Source organism: Bdellovibrio sp. CKG001 (genome assembly GCF_055397465.1).
The window spans coordinates 986272-1012313 of record NZ_AP029173.1; the positions used below are offsets into that span (position 1 = coordinate 986272).

The 26042-nt window shown below is 49.0% G+C and carries 23 protein-coding genes; 20 read left to right on the top strand and 3 right to left on the bottom strand.

Annotation, left to right across the window (positions count from 1 at the left end; all coding sequences use genetic code 11):
- Window positions 1-126 precede the first annotated feature (126 nt).
- The 6 genes from ACZ50P_RS04850 (at window position 127) to ACZ50P_RS04875 (ending at window position 7516) form a co-directional block, all read left to right on the top strand.
- Window positions 127-1629, top strand: coding sequence for an AarF/UbiB family protein (locus tag ACZ50P_RS04850; protein WP_464133882.1), 1503 nt, complete (start codon window positions 127-129; stop codon window positions 1627-1629).
- Window positions 1630-1802: 173 nt separating this feature from the next.
- Entirely contained in the window at window positions 1803-2075 is a 273-nt protein-coding gene (locus ACZ50P_RS04855; RefSeq protein ID WP_464133885.1) for a hypothetical protein, read from the top strand.
- Window positions 2076-2153: 78 nt separating this feature from the next.
- On the top strand, window positions 2154-3338 hold the full coding sequence (locus ACZ50P_RS04860) for a hypothetical protein (protein WP_464133888.1): 1185 nt from the start codon (window positions 2154-2156) through the stop codon (window positions 3336-3338).
- A gap of 222 nt (window positions 3339-3560) precedes the next feature.
- Window positions 3561-5108, top strand: a complete 1548-nt coding sequence (locus tag ACZ50P_RS04865) for a hypothetical protein (RefSeq protein ID WP_464117840.1) — start codon at window positions 3561-3563, stop codon at window positions 5106-5108.
- A gap of 12 nt (window positions 5109-5120) precedes the next feature.
- Window positions 5121-6803 (top strand): twin-arginine translocation signal domain-containing protein, encoded by a 1683-nt coding sequence (locus ACZ50P_RS04870; RefSeq protein WP_464133891.1) that lies wholly within the window; start codon window positions 5121-5123, stop codon window positions 6801-6803.
- Window positions 6804-6811: 8 nt separating this feature from the next.
- A complete protein-coding gene (locus tag ACZ50P_RS04875; protein WP_464133892.1) occupies window positions 6812-7516 on the top strand; it encodes a hypothetical protein in 705 nt (234 codons plus the stop codon).
- Between the two features lie 143 nt (window positions 7517-7659).
- On the opposite strand, the gene ACZ50P_RS04880 is transcribed toward ACZ50P_RS04875, so the two are convergent.
- Window positions 7660-8301, bottom strand: coding sequence for an NAD(P)H-dependent oxidoreductase (locus ACZ50P_RS04880; protein WP_464133895.1), 642 nt, complete (start codon window positions 8299-8301; stop codon window positions 7660-7662).
- A 147-nt stretch (window positions 8302-8448) separates the two neighbouring features.
- Between ACZ50P_RS04880 and ACZ50P_RS04885 the strand changes: the two genes are divergently transcribed.
- From ACZ50P_RS04885 to ftsY, 7 genes are all read left to right on the top strand, one after another.
- Entirely contained in the window at window positions 8449-8862 is a 414-nt protein-coding gene (locus ACZ50P_RS04885) for an RrF2 family transcriptional regulator (RefSeq protein WP_464133896.1), read from the top strand.
- Window positions 8859-9413, top strand: a complete 555-nt coding sequence (locus ACZ50P_RS04890; RefSeq protein ID WP_464133899.1) for a GNAT family N-acetyltransferase — start codon at window positions 8859-8861, stop codon at window positions 9411-9413. The genes ACZ50P_RS04885 and ACZ50P_RS04890 overlap by 4 nt, the downstream gene beginning before the upstream one ends.
- Window positions 9403-9612: a DUF5522 domain-containing protein gene (locus ACZ50P_RS04895; protein WP_464133901.1), complete on the top strand. Its 210-nt coding sequence runs from the start codon at window positions 9403-9405 to the stop codon at window positions 9610-9612. Before ACZ50P_RS04890 ends, ACZ50P_RS04895 begins: the two co-directional genes overlap by 11 nt.
- 120 nt (window positions 9613-9732) lie before the next feature.
- The gene (locus tag ACZ50P_RS04900; protein ID WP_464133904.1) at window positions 9733-11289 is read left to right on the top strand and encodes an OmpA family protein; all 1557 of its coding nucleotides are present in this window, start codon (window positions 9733-9735) and stop codon (window positions 11287-11289) included.
- Window positions 11290-11301: 12 nt separating this feature from the next.
- The gene (locus ACZ50P_RS04905) at window positions 11302-12207 is read left to right on the top strand and encodes a hypothetical protein (RefSeq protein ID WP_464117829.1); all 906 of its coding nucleotides are present in this window, start codon (window positions 11302-11304) and stop codon (window positions 12205-12207) included.
- Window positions 12208-14553: an FHA domain-containing protein gene (locus tag ACZ50P_RS04910; protein WP_464133906.1), complete on the top strand. Its 2346-nt coding sequence runs from the start codon at window positions 12208-12210 to the stop codon at window positions 14551-14553.
- Between the two features lie 107 nt (window positions 14554-14660).
- Complete coding sequence (ftsY, locus tag ACZ50P_RS04915) at window positions 14661-15863, top strand: signal recognition particle-docking protein FtsY (protein WP_464133908.1); 1203 nt, start codon at window positions 14661-14663, stop codon at window positions 15861-15863.
- Between the two features lie 47 nt (window positions 15864-15910).
- Here ftsY and ACZ50P_RS04920 read toward each other — a convergent pair whose 3' ends face one another.
- Window positions 15911-16582, bottom strand: coding sequence for a Rossmann-fold NAD(P)-binding domain-containing protein (locus tag ACZ50P_RS04920; protein WP_464133910.1), 672 nt, complete (start codon window positions 16580-16582; stop codon window positions 15911-15913).
- Window positions 16583-16597: 15 nt separating this feature from the next.
- Entirely contained in the window at window positions 16598-18148 is a 1551-nt protein-coding gene (locus ACZ50P_RS04925; protein ID WP_464133912.1) for an SH3 domain-containing protein, read from the bottom strand.
- Window positions 18149-18312: 164 nt separating this feature from the next.
- On the opposite strand from ACZ50P_RS04925, the gene ACZ50P_RS04930 reads away from it, so the two are divergent.
- The 7 genes from ACZ50P_RS04930 to rny all read left to right on the top strand — a co-directional run bounded on the left by ACZ50P_RS04930 (window position 18313) and on the right by rny (window position 25911).
- Window positions 18313-19944, top strand: a complete 1632-nt coding sequence (locus ACZ50P_RS04930) for a hypothetical protein (protein WP_464133914.1) — start codon at window positions 18313-18315, stop codon at window positions 19942-19944.
- Between the two features lie 144 nt (window positions 19945-20088).
- Window positions 20089-21801, top strand: a complete 1713-nt coding sequence (locus ACZ50P_RS04935) for a L,D-transpeptidase family protein (protein WP_464133916.1) — start codon at window positions 20089-20091, stop codon at window positions 21799-21801.
- Window positions 21801-22649 (top strand): hypothetical protein, encoded by an 849-nt coding sequence (locus tag ACZ50P_RS04940; protein WP_464133918.1) that lies wholly within the window; start codon window positions 21801-21803, stop codon window positions 22647-22649. The genes ACZ50P_RS04935 and ACZ50P_RS04940 overlap by 1 nt, the downstream gene beginning before the upstream one ends.
- 64 nt (window positions 22650-22713) lie before the next feature.
- Window positions 22714-23304: a hypothetical protein gene (locus ACZ50P_RS04945; RefSeq protein ID WP_464133921.1), complete on the top strand. Its 591-nt coding sequence runs from the start codon at window positions 22714-22716 to the stop codon at window positions 23302-23304.
- A gap of 135 nt (window positions 23305-23439) precedes the next feature.
- Window positions 23440-23748: a cell division protein ZapA gene (locus ACZ50P_RS04950; RefSeq protein ID WP_464117810.1), complete on the top strand. Its 309-nt coding sequence runs from the start codon at window positions 23440-23442 to the stop codon at window positions 23746-23748.
- 26 nt (window positions 23749-23774) lie between these two features.
- Window positions 23775-24338 carry a 5-formyltetrahydrofolate cyclo-ligase gene (locus ACZ50P_RS04955; RefSeq protein WP_464133923.1) on the top strand — a complete coding sequence of 188 codons (564 nt, stop codon included), beginning with the start codon at window positions 23775-23777 and terminating at the stop codon, window positions 24336-24338.
- Between the two features lie 7 nt (window positions 24339-24345).
- A complete protein-coding gene (rny, locus tag ACZ50P_RS04960) occupies window positions 24346-25911 on the top strand; it encodes a ribonuclease Y (protein ID WP_464133925.1) in 1566 nt (521 codons plus the stop codon).
- Window positions 25912-26042 lie beyond the last annotated feature (131 nt).

A 26042-nucleotide genomic window follows, 5' to 3' on the forward strand; every position in this document is an offset into this window, starting at 1 on the left:
CGAAAACCCCGTTGAATTTATCAACGGGGTTTTTCTTTTGCGGACGGGAGAGGGTTTTATTTGCCCGTACTTCGCGTCGCTTGCGAAGTTCTAAACTCTGACTATAATCGTGAAGCTATGGACATAATGAAGAGCTTGCACCCTGCAGAGCGCCTTGTGCGTCTTCGAGAACAACTGGGACTTTCACAAAGAGAGCTGGCGAAAGAGTTTCAGGTTTCCAGTGGGGCTATTGCGTGCTGGGAGACTGGGGCGCGTGCGATACCGGGGCCCATCTTAAAGCTTATGGAGCTCTACGAGGACTCGTTGCCGTCAATGGGAAAACAGCGGACCTCCTCCGAAACTCAAAAACTGTTGGAGCGTATTCGTGACTCTTTGAGTTCCGCCACGCAAGACCGGGACAGTCAGACCGTGCGCTCTTTGTCCGAGGGCATGGAAGAGTATCTAGAAGATGCCATATCCATGAACAGTCTTAGCGGTAAGATTAAGCATTTGTTTATTCAGCGTCTGGTAAATTCTTTGCACAGTCGAAAGGGTGTATCAGTCAAAGTGGCTCAGTTGGCCAGTTTTCTGGAAATGGGTTTACCCATGGAGATTCGTCAGGCACTGGGTACTTTGCAGTCCCGTGCAATTCCCGAAAAACCCAAAGTGATCCAAAAGATTCTTGAGGAAGAGTACGGTAAGCCCATTAAAGAAGTCTTTTCTTACTGGCGGGAAGAACCATTGGCCGTCACCAGTCTAGGCCAGGTCCACTATGCCCGGTTGCTTGATGGCGATGAGGTGGCTGTGAAGGTCCAGCATCCCAACATCCGTGAAACCTTAAATAAGCAGATTCAAAAACTCGAGTTGGTGCAGTCCTTGGTGGCATTTTTGGGTAAGGATGCGGCAAATATCACACCCGAGATCAGCCGGTCGCTGCTGCAAGAATGCGATTATCAGCAAGAGGCTTTGAATCAGGAAAAGTTTCGGAATCTTCTGTCAGATTTTCCGGGGGTCATTGTTCCGCGTGTGCATCGCGATCTGATTCGCGAAAGAGTTTTGGTAAGTCAGTTCATCAAGGCTGAAAGTTTTCAGAGTTTTGTAACCCGAGCCACTCAGGAACAGAGGAATGTCGCTGCCGAAAGTCTTCTGGGAGCACTTTCGACGGCGGCCTTTGGCTATTGTTTAACCTATAGTGATTTGCATCCGGGAAATTTTCTTTTCACCGACGGCAAAGTGGTTTTATTGGATTTTGGTCGAGTCATCGATTATCCCCGGGAACGCATGAAGGTTGAAAGTCGCTTCTATCAGCATTTCTTAGAGCGAGACTACGAAAGATGCAGTCAAATGGCTCCGGCCCTTTTCGCCAAAGAGGGTGCAGAGTTTGACTTTGATGCTTTCTGGAACTTTTTGATGAAGGCCAACGTCCATCTTTTGACGGAAGGGAAGTTCCGATTTACACGGGACTACGCCAAAGCCATTTCCCGTGAGGGACGTGTTTTCAATAAAAAATATCAGCTTCAAATGAACAAGGACGTCTTTTGGGCTTTTGTGTACTCAGCCAGCACATGGGCGATACTTGCTGATCTGGATGCAGAGGTTCCGATGCGTCGAATTGCACAAAAAACAATACGTCTTGGTTTGGATCTGTAGCGCTTGCATTGTAAGCGCTTTTTGCGGCACTCAGCATTGTCCACAGAATTTTAGAGCTAAAATGGTCTGGTTTTCAGGCCTTTTTCTTTTTTTTCGAAGTCGGTATCCCGACGTCAAATAGCATAAACGAGGATTTTCGGCGCAGTTGAAAAACTGCTGTTGGGGGGAGCTTCGTGACAAGCAATTCAATTTTTTCTGCAAAAAAAGTGGTTCTGCTTTTCTTGGGACTAATCGTTTCCAGCAGTGGTCTTGCTGGCGAGGAACAAAGGGTCCAGGCCTTGTTGTTGAAAAAACAAGAGGAAATCCACGCCATCGAGGCAGAGCTGTCCAATAACTCGGAGTCTGCGCATCGTGAACAACGCTTACAGGCGAAGTTGCGACGACTTCAAGGTGAACTGAAAAACCTACAAAAGCGTCAGAGCAGTTTCCTGGAAACTAAAGAGTAGAAAACAGTCCAGACCTTCGCTTTTACACCGTTGGATTTTACAAAGTTACCTTTTTTAACCAAACCAAAAGGAGAAAACATGAAAGTTATGGTTAAGTCTTTATTGGCAGTCACTGCCATTTATCTAAGCGCTTGCAGCTCGTCATCTGACAGTGAAGCGCCACCAAGTACCACTGTGAACGAAGTCAGTGCCTTGATGACCTCGATTAACAAAACACTGGATACAGCCACGGCGAGCAGTAACATTGTTCCGGGTTTTGTGCCGTTAGCAAAGACGACTCAAGCCCCGTTTTATCTTGCAGCGGCGATCACATGTTCTGATGGCGGCTTCTTTGAGGATCATAATGATCCGGACTGGGCATCCAAACAGCTTTATTGTCTGACAAGAACTCAAGGGACCGGGCCAGACACTCTTCTTGGTGCTTTTGCACAAGCCACGGGCTTTGTATGCTCTGTTGGAAGTCTGACCTTTGATGGTGTCGAGCGTGCAGCGACTATGAAGATTTCCACCGCATGCTTTCCGCAGAATTTCGTCGATGTGGTTCAAACGCAGTTTGGTAAGACGTCGTTCAATGTCGATGTCACGGCCTTGGACATTTCGGCCACTCATAAGCTGGGTGAAGTCACTGTGAACAGTGCTTGGACTAAAGCTTTACAAATCAAATTTGGAACCGATCTCAGCGCGCAGGTCGGTTCAGGTTACACGATTATGGTCAAAGATGATGCTGGTGCGAAAGCGGTTGCTGTCCATGATGGATTGGTTCTGGCCGGTGGAACGACTTCCAAAGAAGTATTTGCAGTGTATGTAAATCCCGGAGCCTCAGGCAGTCTGGCTTATGAAGGCCGATTTGCAACACCAGATGCAAGTTTTAGCCGCCACTTGCGCCTGTATTTGGGGGGCAACATCAATGCGACTACTTTGGTCGCTTCGGATGTCAATGACATGGCCTTTGTTTGGGGCGATGGCGCCAATAGCGACAATTCTACTTATGCATCCTTTGCGTCTATTAAAGGAACACCAGCAGCGGGTCGAAAGGTTCTAAGCCAATGGTGGAACGGCAGTGCATGGCAAAATGCCAATGGACATGATGAATGTTATGGCGAAGGCACACCACTCTGTACAGGTAACACTGGTATTGATCTTGCCGCCGACAAGAAATTTTTCTTCCAAGGCGGATACACAACTTCTTACGACTGGTTTATTAATAATTCTTATCTAAGTCATTTTGATATGGATGTGACTATTGAAGATATTCAGCAATAGAAATGGGAGAAAGACAATCCCCAGAAGCCAAGGCCCGGAGCTATCCGGGCCTTCGCCGTTTGTAAATCGTCTTGGTTTGAATCGTTGACTGCGTTTGCCTGTTCCCCCGGAACAACTTAATGAAAATTTGACCAATCAAGCTGTTTCATTTTGAGAACGGTGGTCGCGCTATCGAGGAATTCTCCGATAAGATAGAAGTGTCGCGGAAACTTCTATGGGGGAATGACCGTGTTAAAATATCTATCAATAGGCTTGCTGTTTCTGGCAGGGCCCGCTTATTCGCAAAAAATGAGCGAGGTTGGCTTATACAATCGATGTTATTCCCATCTGACCGGAAAACCGGTTCCGTTGGGACATTCCACAATGGCGCAGATCCGAGCAGGGAAGATGAATGCGTTGGATGCGTGCAATGCTTTGCTGGACAAAGCTGAGCTCGATGCCAGCGGTCCTTTAATCAATCGTAATGACAACGAAGCGCGTTCTGTCCTGAACACCTTCTATAATTTTCATCGCACCTGGTTTACTTCCAATACCATGGAACAGATTCAGGAATATAGCGAGGAGATGTCCCGGGGGACGGTGGATATCTATGATTCCACGGAGCCCAGTCTGGCTTTGACCCGTGCGATGTTTGCGCGTGGTTCCCGGTATGCTGATGTGATCACTGCCAATCAAGGAGTTCGTGCGCAGAGGGAAGATGACCCCCGTGTTCGTTCGTCCATCGGCTGGACGGTGAATTTTCCGGGTCGTCGCCTTTATGGCAACAATGGCGGCTTGAATGAAAATCTTTTCCATTTCCGGGCCTTGAGTGGTGGATTTAATGGGAACTCTGACACGACCAATTCGATTTTCATGAATCTGCCTAAGATTGAAACCGGAGAACTGGTGGGAATTCGTACCACCACAGAGACCGCAGTCATCCCGAATATGTCTTTGCAGCCCTTGGGTGCTGACAAGCGGGCGAGTGACCAGCCAGGTTTGGATTTCAGCTTTGATATCCTGAAGAATCTTGGTGGCGGTGTTCTGGGATCTCCGATCTATTTGATGTTGAATTATGGTCATGGTCGAGGGCTTGAAGCCAACGGAACGACAAAGGTTCCGCGTCGGTGGTCCCAGGCCAATATGGAATCCTTCCTGTGTGCACAGCTTCCGGCTTTGCGTGAATCAGATATCACTCAGTATGTTGTGGGGAATTCCTCGGCCCCTTTCCGCAATTCCGCCAGCTGTGTGATGTGCCATGCTACTCTGGACCCTATGGCCTACACGGCTCGTAATGTGGTTGTAGGGAATTCAGACTATGCCGAGTTCAGTGCTGGAAGTCGCACGCATGCCAAATCGGCTTTGCATCTGGCAAGCTACCGTCCTGAGTTTGCTTCAGTCAGTGGATGGCCTTCGGAGCCGGTGGCAAACTTCCACCGTCAAACTCCGAACGGTCGTCTGTTTTTCCGTTCCATGACCGGTCAACTTATTGACAAGTCTGTCAATGGAATCGGTGGTTTGGGCCTGGCGATGAGTGAAACCAAGGACTATTACTATTGTGCTGCTAAAAGATATTTCCAGTACTTCACAGGGATCACGGTGGCTCTCTATGACCGCTCGAATCCCGCGAATGAAGTTTTGAACATGCAACTTTCCAAAGAAGCCATCGAAGATCGCAAGTTTGTGGAGTCTCTGGGGGATGAGCTTCAGCAAACTCAATCCGTGCGTCAGTTGGTGAAACGGATTATGGCTTCTAAATACTACGGCGACGTGAACTATCGCGAAAAATAATCCGGGGGGATTATGGGGGACAAAAAAAATCTGACACGAAGAGGCTTCATTGCCGGTGGCGCTGTCGTCGGGGCTTCAACTGCTTTGGCGCTGACACCTTTTGAGCGTCTGATGAATGTCCTGAGCACCGGGTTTATTCACAAAGCGCAAGCCGAAGCCAACGGCACGGAAGGCTCTCGGAATTATATTAACATTCTGATGGCCGGTGGGCCGATGCGCTATACGTTTGATGCGTGGATGCGCACGAATCCTTCCGACCCACAGCTGGACTATAACCCCATGGTGGCCACGAAGTTTGTTTCTTCCGGGGGCCGTGTTGTGGGGACTGAGTATGCCACATTCAACTATAATGGTGTGCTGGTGCCGCATATGTTTTCCCACTCGGTAACGACGTCTGCAGGAAACCGCGCTTTGACGGAGCTTCTGAATCACATGCTGGTGGTTCGTGGATTTGGCACCGGGTTTGATGGACATTTATTCAATGCCACCATTCAACAGGCCCCAGTCGGTGGCGTGGCTTCTTTGATGGGCTTGGCGGCTGACTATTCCAAGAAAACTTTTGAAGCGATTGAATGGCCGGATCGGGGCGGTTATGGCAACTATGCCTCGATGAACGGTAAGGCGTTGAACAAACTCACTGGCAATCCTCTGAATTCGCTTCTGGAAGGATTTGGTGGACCTCAAGGGGGGCGGGTTAAAGGCCGCACTTTGAAAGAGCGCAATCAGGAAGCTTTTGATCTGGCCCAGGCACGGCTGCGTGCCTATGCACAGTCTGATTTTGCCGGCTCTACAGTTTTGGCAAAGAACTTGTCTAACGCCTCGGCATTGATGAAAAGAGGCATCGGAGATATCGGTGCCTACTGGGACGCGGCCGTGGCGCGCTATCGCGGTTTGATGGAAGCTAGTTTGCGCCAGCAGGGGTTGGTCGGGATTAATGACGTTCCGATGATTTCTGCTCAGAATGAACATTGGCGCGTGCACGTGGCTGACGGGAATCGTGGTATGACCATCAGTGCGAACTCGGACCTTCGTGATTCCATCAAGACCATGACCTGTCCGGGTGCTTTGGCTGAAGGCTTTGCTTTGGCAGAATATGTTTTAAAAGAAGGCCTGGTCAGCACGATGAATCTGCAAATGGGTGATCCCACCGGTTTGACCATGATGGATGCTGCGAACGGTGTGACGGCAAGTCACACGGCCATTAAGGACATGCATGAAACGGGCTCCATCCCAGGGGTCTTGATCACTACGGCTTATTACCGTGCCCTGTGTGCAGGTATGTTGGAGTTGATTGACCAACTCAAAGCCAGCAAGGTCAACGGAGTGGACCTGTGGTCCGAAACGGTGATTCAGGTGATATCTGAATTCAACCGCTCGGCGCGGGCGAATGGTTCTGGCAGTGACCACGGCTTTGATCAGCTGGTCACCAGCGCCTTTTCCGGCGCAATTCAAAAAGGTCCGTTCGTTGTGGGTAATATCTATAAATCCGGCCATGGCGGAGGCTATACCGGCACCCAAGGTCGTGCCGCACCAATTGAAGGTTACAATCAAAAAGGGATGCCGTCGCCAACCATGGCGGCGTCCACTGTGGCGGCTTTGCTGCGCACGAAGAACCCTTATGAGAATCTGGCGGAACCATTGATTCGTTTGAACGGCAATGATGTTCAGGTTCTGAAAGCGGCGAAAATCGTATGAGGTGGTTGATGTTTACCAGCAACAAATACAAGATCTTCGGTTTGCTTTTGCTTGGGACCGTGATGACCCAGTTCTATCAAAACTGTGGCGAGATGGGCGGCTTTGCCGTTTTGGATCAATCGTCATTGAACTTGGATATGGGCTCCACCGGAGACACGGATCAGAATCATCCTCCACAAAAAGACGTGGTTCTGCCGACGCAAAAAGTTCAGGTGGTCAATCGAGAGTATGTGGCAGCATTGATGCGCGAGATCTTTACAACTTCCAACGGGCCGGTTCCGAATCTGGAGGGCCTGTTGAATCAATGGGTTGTCAATCGTGGCGCCCAGTACGGACTGGGATGCAACCCTTACAACAGTTATTCCGGGCGGGACTGTGGTGGGGATGTCTCTAACGCCAATTTGCCGATCAAAGTGGATGGTAATACCGTGCGCGAATCCTTCCGGGTGCAGCTCTGCGAAAATATTCTGGGGATGGACGAGGGCGTGAATGCGATTCTGGAAAAGATTCCGAACCGTCCGGCGGCTCCGACGGCCGAAGCAGTCCGTCAGGTCTATGGTTTGTTCTATCGTGGTGACGGGGCTTCCGATATCACCGTCAGTTCGTTGCTGGAATTGGATAAGGTTCTGGCGCAAAAAGGAGAGCCCGTCATTGAAAGATGGCGAGCTCTGTCGCTGCAGGTGTGTGAATCGCCAGGCTGGCAACTGCAGTAAACTCAATTCAACCCCACCACTGTTTGGTTGCTGCGTCGGCGGCGTTGACTTGAGTTTATAACGGAGGTCCGCTGCCGAAATGAAATGGCAAAGCGTCTTTTGGGGGACCTTGCCAGTTCAAGTCAGCAGCGGAAGTTGGAACATTATTTAATGTAGTGAATAAGGTCTGCTTCAGCGAAGCGGACCTTTTTTTGATGCTGCAAAGGATCTTCGCTGTGGCGATAGCCCAGAGCTACGGTGGCGACGGTTTTCCAGCCGGAACCTTCGGTGCCCAGGATCTTGTCGTACGCTACAGGATCGAAGCCCTCCATCGGGGTTGCATCAATTTTTAAAAGCGCCGCTGTTTGCAACAGGAAGCCCATCGCAATATAGGCCTGACGCTGGGACCATACACGGATCTTTTCTTCGGGGGCTTTCACCAGGTTTTCAATCAGCAGATTTTTGTATCCATCCAAAGACTCTAAAGAAGTCTGGCGAACGTCGGCCACGCGTTGAATGTATTTTTGAATAAAATCCGGGTCCATTTTTTCTTTGTACTGGAAGACCACATAGTGGCTGGCATCCGTGACTTGGGTTTGATTCCAGGACACGGGCTTCAACTGGCTGCGAATCTCGGGATTTTCCACGACCAGGAATCTCCATGGCTGAACGCCATAAGAAGAGGGAGCCAAGGTCAAAGAGTTTCTCAGTTGGATCCAGTCCGCGTCTGAGATCTTCTTGGTGGGATCGAACTTTTTCGTGGCATAGCGCCATTCCAGCGCATCTTGAAGGGTCTTATGTGTCATCGGGAGGGTCTCCTATTTAATGTAACCAATATGAGCACATTATGTCTGGGGTTGATCCTAAATGCAACTATAAAAAGCACATTTAAAGGAAGCTTCATATAATTCGACCCGGTTGTTTATTTTTGAGGCTTGGGGTACAGTCTATCTATGGTTGACCAAAGATTTTCTGTCTCAGTCCATATTATGACCGCCCTGGCTTATCACAAGGGTGAGCTCATGACCTCCGAGGAGCTGGCCGCGGGCATCCGCACCAATCCCACGGTGATCCGCCGTTTGATTTCCAGACTGGTGGAGGCTGGCCTGTTGACATCCTTCAAAGGAAAATCCGGCGGTGTGAAGCTGGCCAAGGCACCTAAAGAGATTTCGCTAAAAGATGTCTACGTTGCCATTTCTGAAAAACGTTTGATCGCCACACCTGATAAAGATCCTAATAAAAACTGTGTTGTCAGTTGCTCCATGAAAAAGTTGATGTGCGAGGTGGTCGATGGAATGGAAACAAATTCCATGCAATATCTGCAAGGAATCCGTCTTTCTGACCTGACCTCCAGGATTTCCAAGTGACGCCCGTTTCGTTGCCAGAGGAAATCCAAGGTCCGCGCATCACTCTTCGTAAGCATGCTCTATCTCAAGCGGCCGCCATGTTTCAGTATGTGGATCAGGACCGGGAACGTTTGGGGCAGTTCCTGCCATGGGTGAAGTTCACCAAAGGCATCGATGATGAACGTGATTATATTGAAATGACCCACAATCAGTGGGATGAACGCCGCATGTTCGACTATGGCATCTTTCGCAATGAGGGCGATCTGTACATGGGGAATATCGGGGTGCACACCATCAGCTGGGAAAACCTGCGCTGCGAGCTGGGATACTGGATTTTGGGTGGGTTTGAAGGCCAGGGCTATGTCAGCGAAGCGGTTCAGACTCTGGAAAATGTTTTGTTCAAAACAGGTTTTTATCGAATTGAGATTCATTGTTCGGGTCTTAACAGGAAGTCCAGTGCCGTGGCAGAACGCTGTTGTTACAAGTTTGAAGCCCGTCTGCGCGAGCACGCGGTGGAGAACGGCTTAAGACGAGACACGCTGATTTACGCGAAACTATTACATGAGCGATAAGAAAATATCACAGAAAGCTTTGCAAGAGCTGCATCAGCAGGCCAGCGAGGCGAATCAAGATTTCTACATCGACCCCGAAACAGGTTATACAGTTTTCACCGCTTTTTATCATTTGAAGCGTGGGCACTGTTGTGGTTCAGGTTGTCGTCATTGTCCTTGGAAAAAGAATAGCCAGAAAGATTCAAAAAACATCGACTAGCCCTCTGTAGTGTCGGAAACTTCGCCACTTTACCAAAAAGAAAAACACTCAATTCTGTTTTTGATCCACCGAAAAGAAGATCGACGCTGTTATTCTTAAATGCAGGTGGGGTGCGTAGGTATGTCGTTTAATTACCAAAAAAACAAAGAACATTCGAGCGACAGTTTTTGGACGTCGTACTCGGATCTCTTCTTGGGTTTAAGTACGATCTTCCTTCTATTGTACGTGACATCCAGTCTGCGTACGGGGACTGATGCCTTGCGCGGGCAGGTTGAAAATCAAAAGCTTTCCATGAAGGTCGAAGAACTGCAGAGTCAGTTGAAGATGTATGAATCCGTCAAAAATGAGTACCTAGCCAATCAGGCCCCCAAGGATGAGCTGCAAGAGTACCAGGAACTGATGGACAAGCTGACACTTTTGCAAGAGGACGCAAAAAACGAAAAAGAGCGTCTGATCCAGGAAGCTCGTGAAAATGGCGAGAAGGTCAAAGCCCTGAACAAATACCAGCAGATGGTGCGCAACGTCCTTAATGCGAACAAGATGGCGAAAGCCAAAATTATCAACCGTGATGATCTAATCAAAGAACAAGACGTTGAAATCGAGGCTCAGGAAGGTCAGATCGCCGAGTTGAACAAAGATATTCAGCAGAAGAAACAGTTGATCGCTCAAGGTGAACAGAAAATCGAACAGACACAAGCTCAGTTGCAAAAGCGTCTGGCAGAACTGCGCGGAGCCTACAAAGCCAACAAACTTTCCAAGAAACTGTTTGAACAGAAGATGGCCCAGGCCCGTGCTGAAGGAAACCAAAAGGTGGCGCAGTTAAGCCAGGTCAATGCCCAGTATCAGGCTCAGTTGAATCAAGCCAATGCTCAGTTGGGTCAGGTTCAGGGAGAACTATCCAAAACTCAGGGGTTGCTGTCACAGAAAGAGGAAGAGGCCACTCATCTGGCCGGGGCTCTTTCCAGGACCAAGGCTGAATCTGCGGCGAAGATTGCCGGTTTAGAATCCGGCTTGGCTGACGAACGGGCGCGAGGGGCACAAAAAGTGGCGGCTTTGCAGGGGGCCTTGAGTGACACCCAAGGTCAGCTGGCCAAGGCTCGAGCTGAAATCGAAGCGAGAAAATCTGTTGCGGGCGAGATTCAGAAGGGTTTTGCCAAAGCGGGGATCAAAGCAGACATCGACATGCAAACCGGTGATGTGGTTTTGGATTTCGGTCAGGCTTACTTTGACAGTGACTCGGACCGTTTGAAACACGAAATGAAAGGTGTACTGGAAAAAGCCATGCCGATCTATTCGCGGTCACTGTTTGGCAATCCTAAAATCTCGGACAAAATTTCTGCGGTGGAAATCATTGGATTTGCTTCACCGACTTATCAAGGCCGCTACGTCGATCCTCAAAGTGCCAAACCCGAAGATAAAGCTGCTTTGAAGTACAATATGGATTTAAGTTATCGTCGTGCGAACTCCATCTTTAGCTACATGCTGGATGAAGGAAACATGAAGTTTGAACATCAGCGCGAGCTTTTGTCTTTGATGAAGGTTTCAGGACGCAGTTTCCTGGAAGTCATGAAGGTGCAAAACCGCAACGTCGCCTCTGCCGCAGAATTCTGCCGTCAGAACGACTGTAAAAAAGCGCAGCGGGTGATCATCCGCTTTAACATGGATCAAAAGAAATAAAAGGGGTGGGTTGTGACAACGAAGGCACTAGCTGAATATTTTATTATAGGTCTGCCGTATGCGATGGCCGCTGTTTTTCTGGTCGGTCTGTTCTTCCGTTCTGTGATCTATTACACAGTTCGCCGCCACGAATGGTTTGCCAAAGAATTTGAAAAACGCGTGAACCGCTTTATCGAGGCCGAAGTTCCCGGCAAAGTCGAAAACGTGTCTTTCTATGTGCTAACCAAGAAAACCCTGGAAAGAACTTATTACGAGGTTTTTGAAATTCGTGATCGTATGAAACGTCGCAAGCCGGATTCTGTGATGGCTACCAGTGACCGTATCTTTTTAGTGCGTCAGGGCTGCGCCTGGCTGGTAAAAGACATCTTAAAGCAGGTGAAGTTCCTGCGTTGGACACATGACAATCCAAAGCTGTTGAATATCACCAAGGCGACTTTGCAACATAATCCTTGTTTCAATCGCGTGTTTGGCATTTTCCCGATGGTGGGGATGAATGATTTGATTTCAATTTTGCCAGGATTGTTCGTTGTTGCGGGTATCTTGGGAACGTTCATCGGTATCGCCGGGGGACTTCAAGAGCTGGGCACGATGAATCTGCAGGACCTTGAAAATACCAAAAACATCATGGACCGCTTCCTGCACGAGATTTCATTTGCGATGAAAACATCCATCGCGGGAATCATCTTCTCGTTGATGGCTCACGTGGCGAACGTGATTTTGTCACCGGAAAGAGCCTACGTGTCCATGATTGACCGCTTTGAAAGTGCTTTGGACCTGCTATGGTACCGCAGCGACAACAATGAATACCCAGCCCATGAACGTCCTTTTGATGAGCACCGTGACGCCGTAGAAGCTTTGGCCGAAGATGCACTCAACAAGGAGATTGGAAAGACGACCGTAGTCTCCCGAGGAGCTTAATTGAATAAGTTCATTGTCACAATCCACAGGAAGGATCAGGTATTAAGCCGCGAGGTGAATAAAGATTCATTCACCATGGGCCGCTCTTTGGATTGTGACTTGTCCTTGAATGACACAAACATCAGTCGGGTGCATCTGGTGGTCAGCCGCCGTTGGAACCAGATCTGGATCGAGGACAAAAACTCTTCCAATGGCACCTATATCAATGGCACTCGCATTGTGCAGGGGACCCCGGTCAATGTGGTGCCTTCAGACCGAATTCAATTGGGCCGTTCTGAATATATTCTGAATGTGGATCTGGAGCTGGACGAACCTGCTCCCGAACCGGATCCAGAGCCCTCTTACCAGCCGGCCCCGCCAGTTGAAGGGGAGGAAGCACCTTTGGAAGCCACGGTGGCCATGCCCGCTCCGAATATGGCTCCTTTCCAGGCGGAAAAAATACTTCACGAAGCCAAACGCAAAGCCGCCCAGATCATTCTGGAAGGGGAGACCCAGGCAGAAAAGCGCGTGCAGGTGATTTACCAGAAGGCCCGGGAGGCGCAGGCTCAGGCTGAGATCTTCTATCAGGCGCGCATGGCTGAGGCTCACAAGGAAGCCGATGCAATTCTTATGGACTTCCAGAAGCAAGGACAAAGTCTGTTGCACGATGCGCGCAAAATGGCGCAAGAACTGCGCGAGGAAGTGGATTCCTATGTGCAAGGTCTGCGGCAGAAAGCCAAGAAAGATGCCGAGGAAATTGTTTCTGAAGGGACCTTGGCCGCTGAAAAAATGAAAGATGAAGCACTGGCCAGCGGGCGTGAACTGGCGCGCCAGGAAAGTCAGGAATTGCTGAAAACCGCGCGCGAGGAAGCTGATCGGATTCTGGATTTTTCCAAATTACAGATCGAGGAAACTCAAGCCCGGATCCGCAGTGATCTGGAAAAATCCCAGCAGGAAATTCAACTGACATTGCAAAATGCCAAAGAGGATGCCGCGCGCATACTGGCCGAATCCGAGGAGCTGTTGGCAAAGAACAACCAACGTATCAGTGATGATTCTGCTCGGGCCAAATCAGAAAATGAGTCCTTGATTGCTGCCGCGAGGTCTGAGGCCGAGCAAATGATCCAAACGGCTGAACAAAAAGTGGCCGAGATCAAGTCTGTCAGTGATGAAAAGCAGGCGATTCTGAATGAGCTTCTTGAAAATGTGGCGGCACGAACGGCAGAGCTGCAAAAAGCTACTGAAGACTTGAACAAAACCCGCACCGATAATGCAGACTTGTTAAGTCAGGTCGGCAATGCGCAGGCTTTGTTGAAGGATCTTCAGGTCTCCCATGAGGAACTTGAAAAGCAAAAGACTTCTTTGGAAACCTCTTTGAAGTCTTTGCAGGAAAAACAGGCTCACCTGACCATGGATGTGCATGACATCGAAAGTAAGAAGACACATCTTTTCAAAGAATACGAAGCACAGAAGATCTTCTTGAATGAAAAGCTGGAAAAAGAAAAAAGTCAGATGGCCCGTTCGGAAGAAGAGCGTCTGGAAGAGCTGCGTCTGGAAATGGCCAAGAAGATGCAGAAGATGGAGCGCGACCTTCTGGACGACGTGATTCGCAAGAAATCCTCGCTGGTCAAAGAAATCCATGCGGCCATTGAAAAAGAAGTCGTGATGCTGATGGAGCCGGAAAAATGGCGAAATATTTCGCAATCCGTGGAAAATCACATCACAGAAGCCATCGAAGGCAAGGTGGCTACCCTGTCCCAATCCTCGATGGCTGAAAAACCTGTGGACCTGATGAAAAAGCGCAAAAGCGAAAAAATGCGTTGGGTGACTCTGGGACTGGCTATGGGGGCTATTGGCTATTTCGTCAGCCAGATTGTTGTCAATAAAGTCATTCGCGATCAGACGCCGATGCAAACCATGGTCAGTCTGGAGGCGAAGAAACGCCAGGATGAACTGGAAAAACGCCGCTTCAATCCTGCTCAGGCCGAAGAGATCAAAGACACCTATACGGATGCGGTTATCTACACCCGGAACTATCTGGACATCTACACGGATGCCCAGTTCCAGCAAAAGCTTTACAAAGCTGCCTCTGCCTATTTGTTGAAGACCTGGCGTGTGGACGAGGATAAGTCCATTCAGGTGATTTCGGCCTCTAACGCGTTGGTGAAAGAGCTTGCGGAAAAGCGTGCAAAGATCCATCCGGACTTTATCAAGGAAGGCATCGAAAAAATGCGTGAGCTGGAGAATCAGACCCTGGTCCGCATGAAAACAACGCTGGGATCAGAGGTCCGCCTTGAATCCTATCGCCGCTTTGAAAAAAACTTCTATATGGAAGAAGTCAAACGCCGTCGGATGGCGAACTATTGATATTCAGGGCCTTAAACAAGCAGAGAATGCTCTGGTCTCTGCCTCTAAAATACGGTAAATAGGGGGTGTTTTTCAGTCTCTTTTGACGCGTATGGTTGGAGGTTTCTATGATGTCCCCGGGGCATGAGCAACAAATTACTATTTTGGCTGGTTTGGTGGTGTTGATCTTTGCGGTGATTTTCGGCGCATTGATTCTCAGCATGGTTCGTAACTCCAAAAAGAAAGCGCAGGAACTTTCACACGAAGCCAAACGTGAAATTCCAACAACCACACAAGTGGAAGAGCCTGAAGGCGTGCGTCTGGCGCACATTGATTCCACGGGAAATGTGGTCTCTGACTTGTCCGTGCCGGACCTGCATGATGCCGCCGTGGCTTTGGAAGAAAAAGCGGTCGATCTGCGCGAGGCTCTTCGTAAGACAGAGGAAAATCTTTTCGGCCGCATTCGCAATCTGTTCAAAAGTGAAACCAGCAACAAACATCTGGAAGAGATCGAAGAGATTCTTTACACCAGCGATCTGGGGCCAACAACGGTTCAGCGCCTGATGGGCGCCATCGAAGACAAGCTTTCCAAAAAGGAACGCGCCGACTACGACACAGTTCGTGAGGCTTTGAAGGAGGAGATTAAAAACATCTTCTCAGACTCTGCTTCTGCGGCTGTGCAAGGTGGAATCCTCTCAAAAATCAAATTTGCCTCTGAAGGACCGACTGTTCTGATGATTGTCGGAGTCAACGGGGCAGGCAAGACAACGTCGATCGGTAAAATCTCGGCCCAACTGGCCGGTGAGGGTAAAAAGGTTCTGGTGGCGGCGGGTGATACCTTCCGTGCGGCAGCAGGTGGGCAATTGAAAGTCTGGACCGATCGTGCCCATGTGGAAATTTTCTCTCCGGAAGGTGTGACGGACCCAAGTGCGGTGGCCTTTGATGCTGTGGCCAAGGGGAAAGCGCAGGGTTATGATGTGGTGATTGTGGATACAGCAGGACGTTTGCACACGCAGGCCAACTTGATGGAAGAAATCAAAAAGATGAAGCGTGTGATGACCAAGGTGATTCCTGAAGCTCCGCACGAGACTTTGATTGTATTGGATGCAAACTCAGGGCAGAACGCTCTGATGCAGGCCAAAGAATTCCATAATGCCCTGGGTTTGACCGGAGCCGTTTTGACGAAAATGGATGGAACTGCCAAAGGGGGAGTGGCTGTGGGGCTTGCGCAAGAGCTGCACATCCCGATCAAGTTGATTGGTGTCGGAGAGCGTATTCAGGATCTTCGCACATTCTCATCCCAAGAATTTGTGGAGTCCTTGTTCCAGTAGAATACACGGTTTCTTATGTTGAGATCAGATAGTTTGATCTGATCCGTTTATCTTTGGTCAGCAATTCTTTGAATGTGATCTGACTTATAGACATGAAAGCCCGGGTGAAAGTTTAAAGTGGCAATAGCCATCGCCCGGGCAATATCATTGGCAGAAATCGCGCGGTATTTTTTCAGAGGGCCCACAAGCAGGTGGTTGAGCACCGGACTGATTTTTTGCGCAAACTCTTCGCCGCGTCGGACTTCTTTGCGTTCACCCAAGATCAAAGACGGTTGAAAGATTTCAATCTGAGGAATTTGAAGACCTCGCAACGCCTCTTCCATTTCACCCTTGACCCGATTATAGAAAATGCCGGACTTGGAATCTGCGCCCAGCGCAGAAATCACCAGCAGCTTTTGTGCACCGACGTGTTCGGCTACCTTGGCGAATTTCACCACATAGTCATAGTCAACTTTGCGGAAGGCCTCTTGAGAACCGGCTTTTTTGATCGTGGTGCCCAGGCAACAAATAAAGATGCTGGCTTTCAAGGCCTCCTGGTGTTTTTCCAGGTTTTCAAAGTCCAGGATGATATTGTCGGTTTTCGGGGGAATGCGGCCCAAAGGACGTCGTGAGACGGCTTTGATACTTTTGATTTCATCGATATGGGCTAAAAGCAGAAGGAGCTCGTGTCCCACGAGCCCCGTCACGCCTGTCATACAGACATCAGTTGGATAGATCATTGATCTCCAGTGGCACTACCTGCTGTTAGGACTGCCGTTGTCGTTCTCAGTTCTGTAAGTCACTTTCGGTGGATTGTGCTTGCCGGAAGTTTTCAGGAATTCAGGAACAGATGTTCTGAAGTCTGCCAAACCGCTGACACGGATCGCACCTTTTGTTTTTACGCTATCAGGATGAGCGTAGTCCACGAAACGACCTTCGTCCACCAGGAAGTATCCTCTGAAGTTTGTTTTCGCGGCGTCTTTTTCCCAGCCGGAATCAATTTTATAACGATCTCCAGATTCTCCAGATGCTGCAGACTTGCCATAGTTCAGAGCTGCTGCATTTGGATATTGATCCACTTCGTAGGTACCTTGCTCAATCAGATTTTGACCTGCGATGACCGGAATCGCCTTATTGATGATTTCCTGTGCATCGGCAGTCAAACCATTGGTTCTTTGTGCACCATCAGTCAGAAGGATAAAGTTCCAAACGGCTGGCTTTTCGAAGTTATGTGCATAACGCGGAAGTGGAGTCACTTTCTTCTTGAAGACGCCAGTCACCGTTTCAAGCTCGCGAGTCGATTCACGTGCATAGACACGATAGATGTCCGTACCCGGAGCCAGGATCGAGCGCAGGTAGGCAATCGCGCGGTTTTCCAGACGAGTACAGCCAGAGGAACCCGGATTTGTGAACATGTTGGCAAAGAAGCCGCGAGTCAGCTCGATCGCTGCGGCGCCATCTTTACCCCAACCGATAGTTCCGTGCATCCATTGATAGTTCATGCCATTGATGTCGTCAGCCGGAGTGACTTTGGCAGCATACCAGCCGAAGGCACCGTGCATGGTGGTGTTGCCTTTGGCATCCTTGACCATCCACTTGCGGGAGCCCAAGGTTTTAGTCATGCTGTCAGTGATTGGATCCGGGATGTACTTTAAAGATTCGCCAGCTTTATACCAATGTGGATAGTGTTGCTGCCCGTCTTGATAGAATTTCACCCACTCTGAAATCTTCGAGTGGCCCAGCCAGGTTTTAAAGGCGTGAGGATCTGTTTTTGTTCCCTCTTCCGGGCGACCCACGACCATGTCCGTTTCCATCACAAGCTTGTGGGCGCAGTCTGGAGTCGCTGTGCAGCGCTCATAAACACGTGTCTTTTCAGTGGCCACGTTCTGGATCACAAAATACTTTGTCGCCGCAGTCACCAGCTCTTTTGTACTAAGATAGTCTTTGGAAACAAAAAGTTCAGGTGCTGCATCCGCTTTCACTGAAGCCGAACGGATGATTTTGATCTGCACCAGGGGAGTTCCTTCGTTAAGAACGTCGATGATTTCGATTTCATCATTCAAAGAAAGTTTTCCTACGATATTCCCGGTGGTGGCATTGCTGCTTCGGACATTCAAAGCGTCCGCAGAAATGAAGTATCGTCCGCCGACCTGCAATTCAGATTTTTGCAAACTTTGAGGTTTGGCAGAAGAAGTGGCGTTCGCCTCTACGGCTGAGATTTCTTGCGCGATACTCATCAAGGGCGAGCTGGCAATCAACAAACTCAACAAGGCTGAGCACAGTCTGCGAGACTTAAACTTTGTCATGATACGTCCTCCGATATTTCCAATATCTATTAAACTTCTGTCATTGACTCAAATCCCCTCAGCAAGAAGCGTGACAGGTGTTCTTGCTGCGGTATTTTTTAAAAGAACGTTTTTCGCCCGTCGAACAAGTAGTCAAAGCGCCCATAAAGGGCACATGGAGGTACATGATGAAGAAACGGATTTTGATGTTGAGCTTGTTGATATTGCCGGCTTTTGCGCAAGCCCAAAGTAATTCAAGATGGCGTATTACAAAGCCGTCCTGGACGACAGTTGATGAACAACGCTTTGGTGAGTTTGTCTCTCGAATTGGCGGTGCGGTGGAACGACGGGAATGCGATAAGGTGGATACCTGTCTGCGCAGTCCTGCGAACCCTTATGCCGGGACAGATCCGGCAAGTCTTCGGCTCTTCGCTGATTGCGCAGACCTTCCTTATTATCTGCGCAGCTATTTTGCCTGGAAGAACGGGCTTCCCATGTCCGTTGTCAGCAGTATTGCGTCTCGTCCTGGAAATACGAATAAGGATGTTCGCTATTCCACGATGGGGAACTACGTCACCGGCCGCTATGATGTGATTCCCAGCCGCAACAGTGCACCTAATGCCGTGGCTTTGTTGAACAGTACTTTGATTGACATGACATATTCAGCCACCTTCCGCATGATTGGTCTGGAGGATACGGGACGCTTTACCGACTTCTATCCGGTGAAGTTGAGTCGGGAAACCATTCGTCCTGGGACTGTCATTTATGATCCGAACGGGCACGTGGCGATCATCTATAAGGTGACTGATGATGGGCGGATTTTCTATATTGATTCTCATCCGGACAATACTCTGACCTCGGGTATGTACACTCCTAAATTTTCACGAAGCCATCCTCAGCACGGAGCGGGCTTTAAGAACTTCCGACCTTTGGCGCTGCAAGGGGCCAGTCGGAATTCCGCGGGGGAGTACTACGGCGGAAAGATCGTGGGTGCACGCAATGATCAACTTGCGGGCTTTAGCACCGAGCAGTTCTATGGCAACAGCCCGGATCCGGAAGGAGTCTGGAACAAAGGAAAGTTCCTGTATCGCGGGGTGGCCTTCCCTTACTATGACTATCTGCGCATTATGATGGCCAGTGGTGAATTGCGAATAGATCCTATCAAAGATATGCAGCAAGTTCTGGCTGATATTTGTGTGAACTTGAAGGATCGTGTGGTGGCGGTGGAACAGGCGCGCAAGGCGGGGGTAGATATGAAGCCCCATCCCGAGCGTCTGCCGACGAACATTTACGGGACGACCGGGGAATGGGAGGACTATGCTTCGCCATCACGGGATGCCCGTTTGAAGGTGTCCTTCATGGACCTTCTGAATCAGTCACGCAACCTGATTCAGCGCCATCGTGCCGGCGATCCGGCGATTGTGTATTCAGGAGCGAACCTGGCCGCCGATCTCTTGGCTACTTATCAGCGTGAATCAGCAGCTTGTCAGTTCACCTATGTGAACTCCAGCGGATCTCCAGTCACGTTGAATCTGGAAGAGGGGCGCCAGCGTGTGTTTGCCATGAGCTTTGATCCCTATCATTGTGTCGAGCTGCGCTGGGGGGCCAGCAGTCCGCAAGAGCTTGCATCCTGTCGTGATGATGAAAACAAGCGTTTGTGGTATGACCGCGAGAAGTGGTTGCGCTATCAGTGGGAGCGCCGTTATGACTCGCGCATGGACTATTCCCTGGACGAGCTGACCGGGCCCAAACCAGGGGCAGGCATTGCTCAGCCACCGGATGTGGATATCATTCGTTTGTTGAATTCGCTGATTTAGAAAGCAGGGGCTGAAATGCCCCTGTCTCATTTTGAGACGAGCTGACAATTCGCGGCTCCTGTCTAGAAATGTTTACCTGAAATCATTCAGGAAAGTACTAGGGGTGGCACTTTATTTGGATATCAGGAACCTGAAGAGGTTTCTATGTCTATGAAGAGCTGGGTTAAGAAGTCTATCTATTTGAGTTGCGGTTTCAGCATTTTAATGACGTCCGTTGCCGGAGCGACAACGTCTTCACAGATCGAAGCTCAACTAACCAGGCAAAGTCCTTCGCCATTGTTTAAGATTGGTGACTATTTCCTGCATCAGACGCCTCTTTTGACTCTTTATAAGTTGCGCGACTACCGTCCTATCTGGGTGACAGCGGATGGGAAGCTTACGCCTATAGCTCTCAAACTGAAGTCTGTTCTAAAGACAGCGCATCTTCACGGTCTTAACGTTGCTGACTATTGGGATAGCACTCTGGAAGGCTACTCAAACCATCCTAAATTGGCCAGTTTTTCAATCACTTTAGAGTTGATGATGACAGAGGCGCTGCTGCGCTATGTGGATCATCTGCAAAATGGCCGATTGGATCCGCGTCAGGTAGATTCTGATATCAAAGTCGATCGAAAAGTCTTTAAGGATTTCGAAGTTTTGAAAAACACATTGGATGCCGCTGAATCCAAAACCGCAGAGGAATTCCGTGTGCTGCTGGATAAATTCGCCCCACATGGGGGGAATTATGCTGATCTGAAGCAACTGCTGGCTTACTTCCGCAGTATAGAAAATGACAACGAGTGGGGGGAAATCAAGGCTCCTGCGAAGAAGTTTATGTTGGGTTATAAGGGGCCTCAGGTTGTGCAGCTTCGCTCTCGATTGCTGTCACTGGGATACCGATTGAGTAATTTTGAAAATGATGTTTTTGATGGTGAACTTGATCAGGCCGTTCGTAAGTTTCAAGTGTCCAATAACTTGGAAGGCGACGGAATTGTCGGTCCGCAGGTTCTGAGATTTATGAATGTTCCTGTCAGCGAGCGTATCATGCAGATCGAGGCTAACATGGAACGTTTGCGCTGGCTTCCCAGTGAAATGCCGACTCGGTATGTGTATGTTAATATTGCGGCGGCAGAGTTCCGTCTTTATGACAACTACAAACGTGTTATGAAGTTCCGTGCGATCTCTGGTCGTGAGCACTGGCGCACGCCGATGCTGTATAATGACCGTGTGACTTATGTGGAGCTGAATCCTGAATGGGTCGTGCCGGATAGTATTGCGGCGACCAAGATCCCTTTGATCAAGGCGGATCCGAATTATCTGTCTAAAAAAGGTTTCAGCGTGCGCAAATGGGTGAATGGTTCGTTGGTGGATGTCTCAGCCAGTGAAAGGGCAAACATAAACTGGGATCGTTTCGTCAGAAATTATGTCTTGGTGCAGGAGGCTCGCACGGACAATGCGCTTGGGGTGGTGAAATTCCCGCTGAGAAATGAATACTCCATCTACCTGCACTACACCGATAACAAAAATCTATTCGATGATACCAGTCGGCAACTGAGTTCCGGTTGTGTTCGCTTGGAAGATCCTTTCCAGTTTGCGGAATACATCCTGGCGGGAAATACGACATCGATAAGTCCCTCTGGCGGCAGTTGGACGAAGTATGAAATGAGTGGATTAGTGCCTTCTCGTGAAGGTGATCGTCCAGATCCGCGTTATCAGAAGATGCGTATTCCTCTTATCACGCCGGTTCCTGTGTTTTTGACTTATTATACTGTCGATAGAACTGATGATGCTGAACTTCGCTTCTTGCCGGATGTTTACGGTCAGGACAAGCGTATTGTGAACATGATCAAGGTGAAATCGTACGGGGAGTTGTTCTAATGAAACTTTTAAAACGATTCGGAACTTTTGCAGTTTATGCCTCTGTGTTGCTAGGCGCTTCGTGGGTGCAGGCACAAAGCTTGGGTTCTTTGACAGTGAACGGGCAGGCGGCTCCGTCGCAGGTGTTCAAAAAGGTGAAGGTCGCGCAGTGTGTTCAAGGTCAAAGTGGCTCTTGTGGCAAACCGGTATTTTTTGATTTGAATGTACGCCAGGAATTGCCTGCAGGAACTTATCTGGTCGGATTTGAAAACACTCTTTATCCGGGATTGGTGTCGGTTCAGGCAGGGCAGAATACAGTTTTGAATTTGGAGCGTTTGGACATTCCGGCGATTAAGGGTGAGCGGGTGGTCGTTTATCGTAATCTTTATTCCAAAGCAGAACAGGACAAGTTTTTGTCCTCCTTTTTTTATAATAAGAAGTCCTTCTTCCGCCTGGAAAAAGGGAATTTCGGAGATCTTTATTTAACTGGTGCTTGGGAGAAAGATTCGATTCAGCGCCTTTCGTACGAAGGTTGTCCTGGAAGATTATCCGAACGAGCTAAAAATGAGCTTCCAGAAGCTGACCGAAAAAGAATTTTGGAAGTGGATCAGCTGTGCAATTTAGTTCGTGATGCTTCCAGTCCTTCGGACTTGGCCGGACTTTTTGACTTCAGTAGTGACAAGAATGGCAGAATCGTTCAAAACTGGGTCTCGGCGCCGGGTATCAAGATGACCATCACTCATGACCGATACTTGGTTGCGACCCCGACCAGACCAGGCTCCTATGTCATGGTGTTCCCGGGTTCTTACACTGTCCAGGCTCTGGGTAAAGATGCGAAAGCTGGTGTCTCAGTCCAAGTCGGAATGTAGACTTGAACCCGGCCTTTCTTGGTTTTTGATTGAACCCCTGGGGTCTTTTCAATACCCTAGGTACATGCTCAAGAACGTACTTGGTTTGATTTTGGTTTTGGGGCCGTTGTCAGTGGCGGCCCAAGGCGTGAAGCCTATTTCCGTATCGTATGAAAATCTCATGCGCTGCTTCCCTGAACTTCAAGATGAAAAGCTGTCCTTTAAGGTGGATCTAAACCGCCTGAAGGATATTGCTGACGAAAAGTTTGTGACGTCTCAGTCGCAGCTGCGTCAAAGAAAGATCCACTATCTGGATGCAGAAAAACAGGCGATGAACCTGATTCTGCGGACCAAGTTTTCCGGAGCCAAAAAGGTCCAGACAGAGCTGATCTTGCAACAGGTCGACGAAAAGGGTGTGGTGACGGATGTTAAGCTGACTGAGAATCAGCGCATCAATCCCAAGCAAGACACCATCAACAACTTTCTGCTGAATTCCGTGATCAAAACAGATGAATACTCTTATAATGACACGAAGCTTAATGGAGTTTCTGCGTCGTATATGCGCAACTTCAAGGACGTCATCGAGTATGAGCTGAACGACGGGCCGGGCAGTCGGTCCATCGTGTGCGAAAATCAGAAGAATCTCGGCATTATATGCACCTGTTCTAAAAAATAAATCTGTTGAATATCGACCTTTTAGGGATATAATTTTAAGAGTGTTGATCTAGGAATTTTTCTAGAGTTTTAAAAGGTTTAGGCATTTTTACTGGCCGGTTTAGGCCCCATAGATTCTGCAGCTGTTGAGGTGCTAGTGACATCTGAGAAAAAAACCTACAATTTCCTAATTGCGGGTGTCCCTTACAAATTAAAAACCTCTCACGACGACGCGACCGTTGAGGAGCTCGTTGAATTTGTAAACAACAGGATGAATCAAGCCATGTCTCTTACAAAGAATGGCTCTTTCCAGAATGCGGCCGTACTCACGGCGATGAATCTTGCCGAAGAACTTATTCTATTGAAACGTAAAGCGCACCGCGAGTTGGAAAAACTTGAGGAAAGAGCTTTGCAGCTTTCAATGGATCTAGAAAATTCCAAGAGCAACAAGGTTTTGAACAACTGACTTTGTTTTGATTTCTTGGAGTGTCCATGTTTGTTTCCTGGAGCTCTAAAAAGGACTGTCGGTCCTTCTTTAAATCTCTTTGCGCTCAAGAGTTTGCGCAAGGTCTTGTTCAACATCAAAAGCAGCTCAACGCTCACTTGCACGATTTTCTAAAATCGCAGGCGGGCGTGTGGGGAGCCTATCGGGCATTGCCGGAAGAGGCGCAGGTCGAGGAAGTGTTTCACATCCCACACTTGCGCTGGGTCTTTCCGAAAATGATCGAGGGGCATTTGGAATTCTTTGAGACCCGGGATTTCGACCTGGGACCTTATGGAGTCTGGGAACCTCAGCCTGGCTCTGTGCAAAGATTCCTTCCCGAGATTTCGGGACTGCTTATTCCCGGTTTGGTTTTTAATAAGAATGGCAATCGCCTGGGTAAAGGTAAGGGGTTTTATGACAAAACTCTGCAAGACTACCAGGGGATCAAGGTTGGAATTTGTTTTGATTTTCAAGTCGCAGCAGATCCGCTTCCTACCGAGTCTCATGATGTGGTGATGGATTATCTTATCACAGAATCAGGCTGGGTCGATTGCAAGAAGTATCAGGAGTGAATGAATCATGGAGATCGTAATCAGCGCCATTATTGGCCTGTTCATTGGTGCCACCGTTGTTTTCGTTATCAAGCGTCTGCAAGATAACAATAAAAAGAAATCAGCTCGCTTTGAAGCGGAACGAATCATCAACAAGGCCAATGCTGAGGCTGCTAAGCTAAAAAAAGAGTCTGAAAATAAAGCCAAGGACTTTGAATCCCGCGCCCGCAAGAATGTCGAACAAGACATCCACAAGCAAAAATCCACATTAAAAAACAAAGAAGCGCAGTTGGACCGTCGTTTGAAAGAGATCGAAGATCAGTTCAAACAAAAGATGGAAGAAAACGAAAGATATCTGAATTCCCTGAAGGATCGCGAAGAAAAGGTGGCGATCTCTGAAAACCGTATCAAAGATCTTGAGAAAAAAGGTGAACAGCACGCGATTGAGCTGAAGAACAAGCTGGAGTCAGTGGCGGCAATGAGTCAGGATGAGGCCCGTCGTCAGCTTTTGACTGCTTTGGAAGATGAAGCCAAGCAAGAAGCTGCGAAGAAAATTGCGCAGATTGAAGCTGAAGCACAAAAAGAATCTGAAGTTAAAGCCAAGCGTATTCTGGCGACGGCTCTGGCGCGTTTTGCTTCTGAATACACCTCTGAAAGAACTGTCAGCGTTTTGGCTCTGCCAAATGACGAGATGAAAGGTAAAATTATCGGCCGTGAAGGTCGTAACATCCGTACCTTGGAAGCTCACTGTGGTGTGGACCTGATCGTGGATGACACGCCAGAGGCGGTGGTTATCTCCGGCTTCGATCCGGTTCGTCGCGAACTGGCTCGTCGTACAATTGAAAAACTGATGGAAGACGGTCGTGTGCATCCGGCACGTATTGAAGAAGTCGCTGAAAAACAACGTAACGAGCTGATGAAGTCCATCAAAGAAGAGGGCGAACGCCACGTGATGGAACTGGGTATTCCGAACATGCACCCGGAACTGATCAAGATCATCGGTGGTTTGAAATACCGTTCTTATCAGGGGCAAAATGCCCTGAATCAGTCCTTGGAAGTGGCGACGATTGCGGGTCTTCTGGCAGCGGAACTGGGTGTCAGTGTGAAGCTGGCTCGCCGTGCAGGTCTATTGCATAACATTGGTAAGGCGATCGATCACACCGTTGAAGGCAGTTATGCTTTTGTGGGTGCTGAGGCTGCTAAAAAATACAACGAATCTGAAGATGTGTGCCACGCGATTCGTGCTCACAACGAAGAAGAAAAACCGCACTCAATCCTGGCGTGGATTGTTCATGCGGCTTACACCTTGTCTGTGTCCCGTCCGGGGGCTCGTCGTCCACAAATGGATTCCTTCATCCATCGTTTGGAAGACCTTGAAAGCATCGGTAACAGTTTCGACGGCGTTCTGAAAACTCTGGCGTTGCAGGCGGGTAAAGACATCCGCGTTTTGGTTGAATCTGCAAAAGTAACCGACGATCAGGCCGTCATGTTGTCTCGCGATATCGCTCGCAAGATCGAACGCGAAGTCCCTCAGGCAGGACAAGTTAAAGTCACCGTCGTGCGCGAAACCCGCTCTGTGGAGCACGCGAGATAATCCGCGGACGCGGAGGATGCCGCCTACGGCGAGGATGTCGTAGCGGCCTTGGCCGCGAAGACTGGACTTAATCCGCCCCACGGCGAGGATGTCGTAGCGGCCCTGGCCGCGAAGACTGGACTTAATTGGAG

Bases quoted from the DNA above. Each gene is read 5' to 3' on its own strand.
- ACZ50P_RS04930 (WP_464133914.1), top strand. From the start codon at position 18,313: ATGATGAAGAAACGGATTTTGATGTTGAGCTTGTTGATATTGCCGGCT.
- rny (WP_464133925.1), top strand. From the start codon at position 24,346: ATGGAGATCGTAATCAGCGCCATTATTGGCCTGTTCATTGGTGCCACC.
- ACZ50P_RS04850 (WP_464133882.1), top strand. From the start codon at position 127: ATGAAGAGCTTGCACCCTGCAGAGCGCCTTGTGCGTCTTCGAGAACAA.
- ACZ50P_RS04870 (WP_464133891.1), top strand. From the start codon at position 5,121: ATGGGGGACAAAAAAAATCTGACACGAAGAGGCTTCATTGCCGGTGGC.
- ACZ50P_RS04895 (WP_464133901.1), top strand. From the start codon at position 9,403: ATGAGCGATAAGAAAATATCACAGAAAGCTTTGCAAGAGCTGCATCAG.
- ACZ50P_RS04935 (WP_464133916.1), top strand. From the start codon at position 20,089: ATGTCTATGAAGAGCTGGGTTAAGAAGTCTATCTATTTGAGTTGCGGT.
- ACZ50P_RS04925 (WP_464133912.1), bottom strand. From the start codon at position 18,148: ATGACAAAGTTTAAGTCTCGCAGACTGTGCTCAGCCTTGTTGAGTTTG.
- ACZ50P_RS04865 (WP_464117840.1), top strand. From the start codon at position 3,561: ATGACCGTGTTAAAATATCTATCAATAGGCTTGCTGTTTCTGGCAGGG.
- ACZ50P_RS04875 (WP_464133892.1), top strand. From the start codon at position 6,812: ATGTTTACCAGCAACAAATACAAGATCTTCGGTTTGCTTTTGCTTGGG.
- ACZ50P_RS04920 (WP_464133910.1), bottom strand. From the start codon at position 16,582: ATGATCTATCCAACTGATGTCTGTATGACAGGCGTGACGGGGCTCGTG.
- ACZ50P_RS04940 (WP_464133918.1), top strand. From the start codon at position 21,801: ATGAAACTTTTAAAACGATTCGGAACTTTTGCAGTTTATGCCTCTGTG.
- ACZ50P_RS04880 (WP_464133895.1), bottom strand. From the start codon at position 8,301: ATGACACATAAGACCCTTCAAGATGCGCTGGAATGGCGCTATGCCACG.
- ACZ50P_RS04860 (WP_464133888.1), top strand. From the start codon at position 2,154: ATGAAAGTTATGGTTAAGTCTTTATTGGCAGTCACTGCCATTTATCTA.
- ACZ50P_RS04955 (WP_464133923.1), top strand. From the start codon at position 23,775: ATGTTTGTTTCCTGGAGCTCTAAAAAGGACTGTCGGTCCTTCTTTAAA.
- ACZ50P_RS04945 (WP_464133921.1), top strand. From the start codon at position 22,714: ATGCTCAAGAACGTACTTGGTTTGATTTTGGTTTTGGGGCCGTTGTCA.
- ACZ50P_RS04885 (WP_464133896.1), top strand. From the start codon at position 8,449: ATGGTTGACCAAAGATTTTCTGTCTCAGTCCATATTATGACCGCCCTG.
- ftsY (WP_464133908.1), top strand. From the start codon at position 14,661: ATGATGTCCCCGGGGCATGAGCAACAAATTACTATTTTGGCTGGTTTG.
- ACZ50P_RS04900 (WP_464133904.1), top strand. From the start codon at position 9,733: ATGTCGTTTAATTACCAAAAAAACAAAGAACATTCGAGCGACAGTTTT.